The sequence below is a fragment of the Luteibacter sp. HA06 genome (genome assembly GCF_054061215.1).
The window spans coordinates 3,017,552-3,030,774 of sequence record NZ_JBSSDZ010000001.1; the positions used below are offsets into that span (position 1 = coordinate 3,017,552).

Genomic DNA, 13,223 nt, shown 5'->3' on the forward strand with positions numbered 1-13,223 from the left:
ATATGCCGACCCTGACCCGGGGGCTATAAATATCCCACAGACGCGACAGGGACACTCCGTCCCTGCCGCGTGACCGGGGGATCGCATGAAAGCCGAAGGCACGGCACGTTGGACGATGGGAATCAGGGGCAAGACGCGAACCCGCTACGAGGCGCCACGCGCCTCGCACTGCTTCGCTGTTGCCGCCTCGTCCATTTGGCCTATGCCTTCGCGCTCTCCCAACGGGTACGAGGCCATACGATGAACGACGCTCTTCCTGGCAGCCTGCGTGGCGCCGACACCGTCCATGGACGTTTCGCTTCCGTGGCAAAAGCCTGGCCGGACCGGATCGCCCTGGCGTCTGACGCGTCGAGCCTGACCTACGCTGAGTTGGATGCACGCAGTGATCGTGTTGCTAACGGTCTGATGGCTGCGGGCGTCGAACCGGGTAGCTATGTGGCCTTGTTGATGGAACGGTCTGTCGACGCGATCGTGGCGATCTTTGGTGTGCTCAAGGCGGGCGCAGCTTATCTGCCGATCGATACACGGTGGCCGGAGGAGCGGGTTGCGTTTGCGTTGCGGGATGCGGATGTGGCGGCGGTTGTTGCGGATGAAGGACTGGACGTTCCGGGTGACGAGATTCCTGTGCTCACGGTTTTCGAGGTGGAGGCGGGTTTTGGCGAGCACCCTTCGCCGCTGAAGCGGCTCCCACAGGGGCGGGAGGCGGCTGACCTTGCTTATGCGATGTATACGTCGGGGTCGACGGGGACGCCGAAGGGTGTCGAGATTCGTCATGCTGCCATCCTTCGGCTGGTGCTGCGTTCGGACTATGTCGACTTCGATGCGCCAAAGGTTTTACACGCCGCACCGCTGGGCTTCGACGCGTCGACCTTCGAGATCTTCGCGCCGCTGCTGAATGGCGGCACGTGCGTGGTGTATGGCGAACGCGTTCCCACCGGCTGCGGTATTGCCCGTACCGTAGCGCGCCACGGCGCCGAGATCGCGTGGCTGACGGCCGCCCTCTTCAATGCCATCGTCGATGACGATGCGAGCAACCTTTCCGGTCTGCGCGTGGTGCTCACGGGCGGCGAAGCCCTTTCCGTACCGCATGTGCGCAAGGCTTATGCCGCGCTGCCGGCTACCCAGTTGATCAACGGCTACGGTCCGACTGAATGCACGACATTCGCGACGACCTATCGCATCCCACGCGAGCTCCCGGACGACCTGGCCGCGATTCCGATTGGCATGCCGATCGGCGAGACCTCGCTACATGTACTCGACGCCAGCGGCAACGACGTTGCTGCTGGCGATATCGGCGAGCTATACATCGGCGGCAATGGTGTCGCACGTGGCTACCTCAATCGCCCCGAACTCACCGCCGAGCGCTTTGTCGCTAGCGGGACCCGCTACCGCACGGGCGATCTCGTGCATTGGCTGCCGGATGGCAATCTCGCCTTCGTCGGCCGTGTCGACGGCCAGGTGAAGATTCGCGGCTATCGTATCGAAACGGGCGAGATCGACCTTGCCCTGCGTGCGCTTCCCGGGATCGTCGCTGCCGCCGTTATCGCCCGTGAAGACACGCCCGGTGAAAAGCGCCTTGTCGCCTACTACGTCAGCCACGGCGGCGATGTCACGGCACGTCGCCTGCGCGACGCCCTCGCCCTGACGCTGCCCGAGTACATGCTGCCGGTGGCCTGGATGCGCCTCGACGCGCTGCCGGTGAACGACAATGGCAAGCTCGACCGTCATGCGCTGCCTGCACCGAACAGCACGCGGCCCGAACTGGCTGCACCCTACGTCACGCCGCGCGGTGAGATGGAAGCGCATCTCTGCCGCATCTTTGCCGAGACGCTCGGCCTGGATATCGTTGGCCGCGACGACAACTTTTTCGACCTCGGCGGCAGCTCTCTTCTTGCAACGCGCGCCATGACCCGCGTGCATGAGGAACTGTCGCCGACTCCTTCCCTGGTCGGCTTCTTCGCTGAGCCGACCCCGGCCGCGGTCGCCGCCACGATCGAAGGGCGTACGACCCGTCAGGCCCTGGCAGCACGCCTCTCTGGCGGCGCGCCGTCGGCGGGCGAACCGGTAGCGATCATCGCCATGGCCGGTCGCTTTCCGGGCGCGCCGGACGTCGAGACGTTCTGGGACAATCTGTGCAACGGCCGCGAGTCGATCCGGTTCTTCGCACCCGGCGAGCTCGATCCGGCGGTGAGCCAGGCTGACCGTGAGGATCCTGGCTATGTCGCCGCACGCGGCGTGGTCGACGACGTGGAACAGTTCGACGCGAGCTTCTTCGGCATGTCGCCGCGCGAAGCCGAGCTCACCGATCCGCAGCAGCGGCTGTTCCTCGAACTGTGCTGGGAGTGTCTCGAGCGCGGTGGATACGTTCCCGATGCACAAGATTCACCGGTCGGCGTCTTCGGTGGCATGCACAACGCAACGTATTTCCAGAAGCACATCAGCGGTCGCCCCGACCTGATCGACAAGCTCGGTGCTTTCCAGGTGATGCTTGGTAACGAAAAGGACTACCTGGCCACGCGCGTCGCGCATAAGCTCAACCTCACGGGACCGGCGATCAGCCTCAACACCGCTTGCTCGACCTCCCTGGTCGCGATTGCGCAAGCTTTCGACGCGCTTCGCGCCGGTCGTTGCAGCATGGCGCTGGCTGGTGGTTCTTCGATCTCCTGCCCGCCGAACAGCGGTTACGTCGCGCAGGAAGGCTCGATGCTCTCGCCCGATGGCCATACGCGCACCTTCGATGTCGATGCGCAAGGTACGGTATTTAGCGATGGCGCGGCCGTGGTGCTGCTCAAGCGTCTTTCCGATGCGCTGCGCGATGGCGATCCGATCTACTCGGTCATTCGCGGTGTCGCGGTCAACAATGACGGTGGGATAAAGGCCAGCTTCACCGCGCCGAATGCGGCCGGCCAGGCGGCCGTGATCACCATGGCGCTCGACGATGCGGGTGTATCGCCACGCGACATCTCTTACGTCGAGGCGCACGGCACGGCCACGCCGCTGGGCGACCCGATCGAACTCGAAGGTCTCACGCAGGCTTTCCGCCAGGGCACGTCGGACAAGGGTTTTTGCGCGCTGGGTTCGTTGAAGAGCAACGTCGGCCACCTCGTGATGGCCGCCGGCGCCGCAAGCGTGATCAAGACCTCGCTGGCCCTGTGCGAGCGTCGCCTTCCGCCGTCGCTGCACTTCAAGGCCGCCAATCCGCGCCTCAACCTCGCCGATTCTCCGTTCGTGGTGAACGATACGCTGCGTCCCTGGCAGACGGCCGGCGGCCCGCTGCGCGCCGGCGTCAGCTCGTTCGGTGTCGGTGGCACGAACGCCCACATCATTCTCGAGGAAGCTCCGGAGCGTGCTCCCTCCGACGTCGCCAGTGGCGCCCAGCTCCTGCTGCTCTCGGCAAGAACGCCCACGGCACTCGGTAACGCCGCCGCGCGGCTTGCCGACCACCTGGCCGCCCATCCGGACGGTAACCTCGCGGATACCGCGTGGACCCTCGCCCGTGGCCGCAAGGCATTCGTCCAGCGCACGCATGTCGTCGCCACGTCCACCAACGATGCCGTGAGCAAGCTGCGCGACATCGCCGCGGCTGCCATGTGCCGTACCTGCACGATGCCGTCGCCGGAGATGGTCTTCCTTTTCCCTGGCCAGGGCTCGCAGTACGCCGGCATGGGTCGGGAGCTGCACGCTACCGAACCGGTCTTTCGTGCCGCGCTCGACGAAGTCGCCTGCGCGCTCCGCGACGAACTCGGCTTCGATCTGCGCGACCGCATGTTCGCCGCCGACGCCGATGCGTTGAAGGCCACCGAACTCACTCAGCCGGCCACCTTCGCGCTCGAATACGCGCTTGCCCGACTTTGGACGAGCCTGGGCGTCGAACCCGCTGCCATGATCGGCCACAGCGTCGGCGAGTTCGCCGCCGCTGTGCTTGCAGGCGTGATGTCGCTACCCGATGCCGCGCGGCTTGTCGCTCGCCGTGGCCGCCTGATGCAGGCCCTGCCTGCCGGCGCGATGCTTTCCGTTCGCCTGGGAGCCGCCGAACTGCAGGCGCGCCTCCCGGGCGCTCTTTCGCTCGCCGCCGAAAACGCACCGAATGCCAGCGTGGTGTCGGGCCCGACCGACGAAGTCGACGCTTTCCGCATCGCGCTGGAAACAGACGGCGTTGCCTGCCGCCTCCTGCACACCTCGCACGCCTTCCATTCCGCGATGATGGATCCGGTGCTGGACGCTTTCCGGGCCGAGGTGGCCGCGGTAGCCCTCCACGCGCCGCGCATCCGCATCGTCTCTACCCTGACGGGCCTTCCGCTGACCGACGAGGAAGCCACCTCGCCGGACTACTGGACGCGTCACATGCGTCACGCGGTGCGTTTCTCGCCCGCGCTTCTGCATGCGCTCGATGTGGGCACCTATGCCTTCCTCGAAGTCGGCCCGCGCCCGAGTCTTGCCCTGCTTGCCCGCCAGCACTCGCAAAGCCGCGGTCGCAGCATCGTCGCCAGCCTCGGCGACGGTCCCGCCGATGAACGCGCCGCCTTGCTCGGCGCGGCAGGTGCCCTGTGGTCGGCCGGCGTCGCCGTCGACACCAGCGCTTTCGACCACCGCGAGAACCGGCGCCATGTGCGCCTGCCCACCTATCCCTTCGAACGGAAGCGGCACTGGATCGACGCGCGGCTCCCGGCCTCCGTGACCCCGATCGCCGCAGCGACGCCACTGGCTGCCCCGCTCGTTCCCGCCATTTCTGCCTCTCCCGCCGTTCCGGAGCCTCTTATGCCGATGCCTTCCGCCCCCGCCAGCAACGCCCGCCCGCAGCGCCTCGTCGGCGAACTCCTCGCGCTGTTCGAGGATGTCTCGGGAACCGAGCTCGAGGGTGTCGATCCGGGAGCCAACTTCGTGGAGCTGGGGCTCGACTCGCTGTCGCTCACCCAGGTGGCGTTGCAGCTGCAGAAGACGTACGCCTTGAAGATCACCTTCCGCGAGCTGATGGACGGCTGCTCGTCGTTCGAGCGGCTTGCGGCGCACATCGATCGTCTGTTGCCGGCCGAGGCCCAGCCGGCGGCGCCCGCACCAGCGGCTGTCCCCGCTCCGGTTGCGGCGGCGGCGCCCATGGCGATGGCCATGGGCGGCGGACTGGTCCAGGACGTGATCGCGCAACAGATGCAGATCATGCGGGAACAGTTGGCGTTGCTGGCGGGAGCCGCCGCTCCTGCATTGACCGCTTCTGTGGGAGCCGCAGAAGCAGCTCCCACACAGAGCCTGGCTCCCACAGGGAGCCAGGCTCCCATGCAGGGCCAGGCCCCCGCGCCGAATGACGAAGAGGCGGCGCTTGCCCACACCACTTACGACGTCAAGAAGGCCTTCGGCGCCATTGCCCGGATTCATCACGGTGCGACCGAGCTCAGCGGTCGCCAGCGTGCGCGCCTGGACGCCTTCATGCGCCGCTACATCGAGCGCACGAAAACCTCCAAGGTCTATACCGAAGAACATCGCGGACACCTCGCCGATCCGCGCGTCGTCAACGGCTTCCGTCCGCTGCTCAAGGAGATCGTCTACCAGATCGTGATCGAACGCTCCAAGGGGCCGCGCGTCTGGGATCTCGATGGCAACAGCTACGTCGACGCGCTCAACGGCTTCGGCATGAACCTGTTCGGCTGGCAGCCCGACTTCGTCCTCGACGCCGTGCGCAAGCAGCTCGACGCCGGCTACGAGATCGGTCCGCAACATCCGCTGGCCGGCATCGTCGCGAAACAGGTCTGCGACCTCACCGGGTTCGACCGTGCTGCACTGTGCAACACCGGTTCCGAAGCGGTCATGGGTTGCGTGCGCGTCGCACGTACCGTCACGGGTCGCGACACCCTGGTCATCTTCTCCGGTTCGTACCACGGCATCTTCGACGAAGTGCTCGTCCGCGGCACGAAGAAGCTGAAGTCCGTGCCGGCAGCACCGGGCATCCTGCGCAACACCTCCGAGCACGTGCTCGTGCTCGACTACGGCACGCCCGAGTCACTGCAGATCATCCGCGAGCGCGCTTCCGAGATTGCCGCCGTCCTGGTCGAGCCGGTGCAGAGCCGTCGCCCCGACTTCCAGCCGGTCGAGTTCCTGCAGGAACTGCGCGCGATCACCGAGGAAGCGGGTTCACTGCTCATCTTCGACGAAGTGGTTACCGGTTTCCGCGCGCATCCTCGCGGAGCCCAGGCCGTGCTTGGGATCGACGCCGACATGGCCTCGTACGGCAAGGTGGTCGGCGGTGGTTTCCCGATCGGTGTCATAGCCGGCAAGCGTCGCTTCATGGACGCGCTGGACGGTGGCCACTGGAACTTCGGCGACGATTCCACGCCAACCGTGGGCGTCACCTATTTTGCCGGCACATTCGTCCGCCATCCGCTCGCGCTTGCCGCGGCGCACGCGGTGCTCACCCATCTCACCAACGAAGGCGGCCAGCTGCAGACCACGCTCAACGCGAAGGTTACGGCGATGGCCGAAGAACTGAATGCCTTCTGCGTCAGCGTCGGTGCGCCGATCCATATCGTGCATTTCGCTTCCGTATGGAAGACGACCTTTACCGAGGACCACCCGCTGCAGGACCTGCTCTTCGCCATGATGCGCAGCCGCGGTATCCATATCCTCGACAACTTTCCCTGCTTCTTCACCACCTCGCATGCCGAGGCGGACTTCGCCGCCATCGTCACCGCGTTCCGTGAATCGATTCTCGAAATGCAGGAAGCTGAATTCCTGCCGCGCCGCCGCGACACGACTTCCTTCGATGCCGAGCGTCCGCCCGTAGCCGGCGCACGCCTGGGCAAAGATCCCGAAGGCCGTCCCGCCTGGTTCGTTCCCAACCCGGAAGCGCCGGGCAAGTACCTGAGGGTCACCGCATGATGCCGAACGAGCTGGCCGCCGCCACAGCGGTCGACTATGACCCCTTCGCCGGTGCGCCGTTAACGCGGCTCGTACCGACCACGGAGCCGCAACGCGAGGTGTGGCTGGCATCCCGGCTGGAGCCGGAAGCCTCGCTGGCGTTCAACGAAGCGGTCTCGATCAACCTCAAGGGCTTGCTCGACGTGCCGGCTCTGGAAGGTGCACTGCAGGCGATCGTCGATCGCCACGAAGCGCTCCGGGCCACGTTCAGCAGCGACGGCGAGAGCCTCTTCGTCGCCGAGCGTACGACGCTGCCGATCGCCTTCCACGATGTGTCGCTGCTCGCACCGTTCGAGAGCGACTCGCGGATCATGGCTGCGCTCAACCGTATCGTCACCACGCCATTCGATCTCGAACACGGCCCGCTGGTCCGCGCGGAACTGTTCCGCCTGGCCGGCGACCGCCACTTGCTTACCATCGCTGCCCATCACATCGTTTGTGACGGCTGGTCGTTCGGCGTGATCGTGCGCGATCTCGCCGCCCTCTACGCGCAGCGCATCGGCCAGGGCCCCGGCCCGGCAGACGCGGGCGCGTTCTCGAACTTCGCGTTGGCCGAGGCCGCGCACGCCGGCACCGGGGCAGCCCGCGAGGACGAACAGTACTGGCTCTCCCGGTTCGCCGGCCCGGTGCCCGTACTGGACCTCCCCACGGACCATTCCCGTCCCCGCCGTCGGTCGTTCACCTCACGGCGCGAAGACCGCACGCTGGACCCGACCGAAGTCACCGCGATCAAGCGCATGGGTGCTGCGCAGGGCGCGAGTTTCTACGCGACCCTCCTGACCGCCTTCGCCGTCCTGCTTCGCCGTATCGCGGGGCAGAACGACGTCGTCATCGGCACGCCGTCGGCCGGCCAGGCAGCGGACGGGCTCGACACCCTGGTCGGTCACTGCGTGAACGTCCTCCCGCTGCGTACGCAGGTCGATGACACGGCCACGTTTGCCCAGCTGCTGGGCACGGTGCGCAACGACCTCCTCGACGCCTTTGACCACCAGCGCTACACGCTCGGCAGTCTGCTTGCCCGCCTGTCCCTGACGCGCGATCCGTCGCGCCTGCCGCTGGTGAATGTGCTGTTCAACCTCGACGCCCAACTCGACGAGAGCACGGTCACATTCCCCGGCCTGCGCTTCGACGTCGAAGCCGTGCCGCGCGCGTACGAGAATTTCGAACTGTTCGTCAACGCGGTGCAGGTCGATGGCGGCCTGCGTCTCGAATGCCAGTACAACGCCGACCTGTTCGACGCCGCCACGATCCAGGGCTGGCTCGACGCCTACGCCATGTTGCTTCGCCAGGCCGTGCTCGATCCGACCGTCGAAGCGGTGGCGCTACCGGTCGTTTCAGACGCCGTCTATCGCGAGCTGGCGGCCCTGCAACCGGCGCCGACGCCGTTCCCGGAACTGCGCCTCGCCCATGAATTCTTCGAGCAGCAGGTAGACCGCGCGCCGGAACGTTCAGCCGTCCGCCACGCCGACCGCTCGCTGAACTACGCGGCGCTGGAGTCGCGCTCCAACCGTGTCGCCAATGCCTTGCGTGAGCGCGGCATCGGTCACGGTGACCTGGTCGGCCTTTCGCTGGCACGCGGCCTGGACATGGTCGCGGCCGTGCTCGGCGTGCTCAAGTCCGGGGCAGGCTATGTGCCGCTGGACCCGGCCTTCCCGGCCGACCGTCTGGCCTTCATGGCCGAAGACGCTGCGCTGGCCGCGCTGGTTGTCGACGACAACGCCGCACTTGCGTTCCCGTTCGATCCGACGCGCGTGCTGTCGCTCACCAGCGACGAGGTGGTGCACGCCTCGTTCGAACGCCCCGAGCGCAACCGCAAGGCGGCCACGCCCGACTCGGTGGCCTATGTCATCTTCACCTCTGGCTCGACCGGGCGCCCGAAGGGCGTGCGCGTACCGCATCGCGCTGCCGCGAACTTCCTGACCAGCATGCAGCGCGTACCCGGAATCGCACCGGACGACCGCCTTGTCGCCGTCACCACGCTGTCGTTCGATATCGCCTTCATGGAGCTGATGCTGCCGCTGACCAGTGGCGCCGAGATCGTTGTCGCCGGTCGCGATGACGTGCGCGATGGCGGCCAGTTGCGTCGCCTGATCGAGGACGTGGACGCCACCATGATGCAGGCCACGCCGGCTGGCTGGCGTTTGCTGGTCGATGCGGGCTGGAAGGGCCGTCCGGCCTTCCGTGCGGTGTCCGGTGGCGAACCGCTGCCCGTCGATCTTGCCGAGGCCCTGCTCGACCGCTGCGGCGAGGTATGGAATGGCTACGGTCCGACCGAGACCACGGTGTATTCGACGTACTGGCGCGTGTCGGATCCGCGCGAGGGCATCTACATCGGTCGCCCCATCGCGAATACCACCGTGCACATCCTCGACGAGCGCGGCAACCATTGTCCGCTCGGCGTGCCTGGCGAAATCCATATCGGCGGCGCTGGCGTCACCCTTGGCTACCTCGATCGCCCGCAACTCACGGCCGAACGCTTCGTACCGGATCCCTGGTCGGAGACGCCGGACTCGCGCATGTATCGCACGGGCGACCGCGGTCGCTGGCTCGCCAACGGCATGATCGAGCACCTTGGCCGCCTCGACTTTCAGGTGAAAGTGCGCGGCTACCGCATCGAGCCCGGCGAGATCGAGAGCGTGCTCGCAGATTCACCGGAAGTCGCACGCGCCGTGGTCATCGCGCGTGAGGACCGCCCGGGAGACGTGCGCCTGGTGGCGTATATCGTCGCCCGCGACGGGGTAACCGTGAGTGAGGACACGCTGCGGTCCCGGCTGCGTTCGCGCCTGCCCGACTACATGATTCCGCAACACATCCTCCTGCTGGACGCCATTCCCCTCCTGCCTAACGGCAAGATCGATCGCAAGGCACTGCCCCCGCCGATCGCCCATTCCGTGGCGACATCCGGCGAGCGCATGGCGCCACGCAACGACGACGAGCGTCGCGTCGCCGCTGCCATGGAAGCCGTGCTCAGCCTGCCCGACCTCGACGTACGCGACGACTTCTTCGCCCTTGGCGGTCATTCGCTGCTTGCCGCACAACTTACCGCACGGCTCAATCGCGAGTTCGAGGTCACGTTGTCGTTCCGCACGCTGTTCGACGCACCGACCATCGAACAGCTCGCTGCAGCGATCGGTTCGCAGGTCGCCAGTGGAACCGCGCCGGCCACCGCGCCGATCGACCATCGCACCGAGCAGGACCAGGCGCCGCTGTCGCTCATGCAGCGCCGTCTTTGGGCCCTGGAACAGATGCACCCCGGCCAGGTGACCTATAACGCGCCCTCGGCGCACCGCCTGCGTGGTCGCCTCGACGAACATGCCTTCGACATGGCCTTCCAGGCCCTGATCCAGAGGCAGCCGAGCATGCGCACGGCCTTTCACGATGTCGGACAGGACATCATGCAGATCGTCGCACCGACGCTGGAATACCCGCTCTTCCCGGCCGAGGATCTCTCCCAGCTCCCGCCTGCCGAGCGCGAAGCCCGCCTGATGGAGCGCCTGCAGGAACTCACCGACACGCCGTTCGAGCTCGGCAGCGCGCCGCTTTTCAGCGCGCGGATGTTCCGCCTGTCCGCCGACGAGCATGCCTTCTTCTTTATGCCGCATCACATCATCTGGGACGGTTGGTCGTTCGACATCCTCTACAACGAACTCTCTGCGCTGTATCGCTCTTTTGTTGCCGGCCTGCCCTCGCCGCTGGCTGCGCTGCCGGTGACTTACGGCGACTTCGCCGAATGGCATTCGCACTGGCTTGAGTCACCCGCCTTCCAGTCGCAGCTTGGTTTCTGGCGCGAGCGCCTCGCCCAGATGGGCGACGTGCGCGCGCTACCGACCGATCACCCGCGTCGCCCGGGCATGTCGGGGCTTGGCCGCACCGAGTGGATCCGCGTGTCACGCGACGATACCGACGCGATGCACGAGGTGGCCAGGCAAGCCGACGCCACGCTCAACATGACCCTTCTCGCGCTGTATTACGCCATGCTGTCGAGCTCGGCGGGCCAGCACGAGCTCGTTGTCGGTACGCCGGTACGCGGCCGCAACCAGACCGAGGTCGAGAATCGATCATGGGTTACTTCAACAACCTGCTGCCGCTGCACGTGAGCGTGGACCCCGCACTGTCGTTCCTCGAGTTCGTGCGCCACGTGAAGCGGATCGCCATCGAAGCCTTCGGCCATCCGGACGTCCCGCTGGAGTACCTGCAGCGTGAGTTGAAGGTCGGCCACGGTGCGAGCGCCACCCTGTACCAGGCCCTCTTTTCCTTCCAGGACGCACGCCAGCGCTCGGTCGACTGGGGCGGTCTGGCCCATGAGCAGATCCTGCTGTTCCAGAGCGCCGCCACGGAAGACCTCGGGTTGTGGTTCCTGGAAAGCAACGCCGGCATGGTCGGTGGCGTCACTTACAACGCCGACCTGCTCCAGGCGAATACCGCACGGCTCATGCGCGAACGCTACCTGGACATGATGCAGCGCGTCGCCGCCAACCCGTCTCTCTCGGTGGGCTCACTAACGGCTGCCACGCCCGCCGAGCGCGAGAAGATGCGCAGCTGGAATGCCACGGGTAGTGATGCACAGATGCCGCTCGACCTGTATGCCATGGTGGAAGCACAGGCGAGGAAAACGCCCGATGCGACCGCCGTCATCCACGGGCCACGCAGCACGAGCTACGTGACGCTTCTGAGCCGTGCCCTGCGCATGGCCATCCTGCTACGCGACCGCGGCGCGCTGCCGGGCAGTGTGGTCGGCCTGTGCGTCGACCCCGGCGCCGACCGCCTCGCCGGACTTCTCGCGATTGCACACACCGGTAGCACGGCCTTGCTGCTCGATCGCGCCGACCCCGCCGCGCGCCTGCGCGACATCGTGGCCGATGCAAGGATGACGGTCCTGATCGGTGACATCGCCCTGGAAACCACGTTGGACTGGCCGCGCGCATGTGCCCTCTGGCTCGACGCCGATCACGCCGAACTCGATGGCGTGAAGCTCGACGACGTGCCCGTCGGCGCCTTTCCGGAGCCCGACGCACTGGCGATCGCCTTCCACGTGCCAGGTGCCGACGGAAACGCACGTGGGGCCGCGCTCTCGCATCGCTCCATGACGAATACCGTCGAAGCCCTGGTCAATGCGCTCGACGTCCACGCCGGCCTGCGCATCGGTGGGGACGCCCTGCCCGCCGATCCCATGTCCACGATCGAGCCCCTGCTTGCCCTCGCCAGCGGCGCTGCCTGGGTCGTGCAGGAACCGCAGGACATCGCCCGCGGGGACTTGCTGGCCCTCGACCGTTTCATTGCCACACCCGAGACGTGGCACGACCTGCTCGACCACGGCTGGACGGGCGATGCGCCATTGCATGCCGCCATCATCGGCGGTGCGCCCACCCCGGAGATGGCCGCGCATATCCGCGAACGCACGGCGGGCCTGTGGACACTGTTCGGCGACGCCTTGTCTGCCCCGGTTGCGTTGTACGAAGGTCGTCCGCTGGCGAACAATGAAGTGTGGATGCTCGACGACGACGGCGAGCCGTGTCCCATCGGTGCGACCGGTGAGATATCCATCGCCGGTCGCAGCCTTGCCACGGCTTTCGGCAGCCGCGCGCTGGCCGACCGTCAACCAGGCGACGACCGTCTTATCCGGACAGGCTACCGGGGTCGTTGGCTTGCCGACGGCGTGGTGCAGGTGCTGGAGCGCGATGACCGGCGCATCCGCCGGCACGGCCTGGATATCGAACCGAGCGCCATCGAAACGCTCCTGCTTGCCCAGCCAGGCATCGTCCGCGCCGTCGCGGTTCCACGCACCGGACATGCGGGCGACCAGCGCATCGACGCTTACGCTGTCGCCGCGCCAGGCTGCCAGCCCGACGTGGACGGCGTGCGCGCCGCCCTCGCCGCGCATCTTCCTGCCTGGTCCATGCCTGCCAGCCTGACCTTGCTCGATGCCATGCCGCTGCTGGCAACCGGTGAGCCGGACATCGCCGCATTACCGTTACCGGCGGAGCAGCGCTCGGCCAACGGCACGCCGAACAGCAACGAACCGCACACCGAAAGCGAGCGCCTGCTTGCGTCGGTGTGGCAGGAACTCCTGGGCATGTGCCGCATCCGCACCAGCGACAATTTCTTCGACGTCGGCGGTCACTCGCTGCTCGCCGTCGACATGGCCATGCGCGTGCAGAAACTGACGGGCGTGCAACTCAACCTTCTCGATATCGCCAACGGGACGCTCGGCACGCTCGCCGCGGATCTTGCACTGGCGCCGCCAGCTGCAGCGACCGCGTCGAAACGTGGCCTCTTCAGTCGTCTCATCGGGCGCGGTTGACGACACGGCACCGGGG

General features: G+C 66.7%; 2 protein-coding genes and 1 pseudogene. All 3 read left to right on the top strand.

All coding sequences use genetic code 11. The annotated features are described in order from the left end of the window. Positions 1 to 240: 240 nt before the first annotated feature. The 3 genes and pseudogenes from ACVWWJ_RS13865 to ACVWWJ_RS13875 all read left to right on the top strand — a co-directional run bounded on the left by ACVWWJ_RS13865 (position 241) and on the right by ACVWWJ_RS13875 (position 13,207). On the top strand, positions 241 to 6,867 hold the full coding sequence (locus ACVWWJ_RS13865; protein WP_456968340.1) for an amino acid adenylation domain-containing protein: 6,627 nt from the start codon (positions 241 to 243) through the stop codon (positions 6,865 to 6,867). Continuing rightward, positions 6,867 to 12,457: pseudogene (locus tag ACVWWJ_RS13870) on the top strand (amino acid adenylation domain-containing protein); the annotation flags it as partial. The gene ACVWWJ_RS13865 and the pseudogene ACVWWJ_RS13870, both read left to right, overlap by 1 nt. A 375-nt stretch (positions 12,458 to 12,832) precedes the next feature. After that, positions 12,833 to 13,207 carry a phosphopantetheine-binding protein gene (locus ACVWWJ_RS13875; RefSeq protein ID WP_456969715.1) on the top strand — a complete coding sequence of 125 codons (375 nt, stop codon included), beginning with the start codon at positions 12,833 to 12,835 and terminating at the stop codon, positions 13,205 to 13,207. The last annotated feature ends 16 nt before the right edge of the window (positions 13,208 to 13,223 follow it).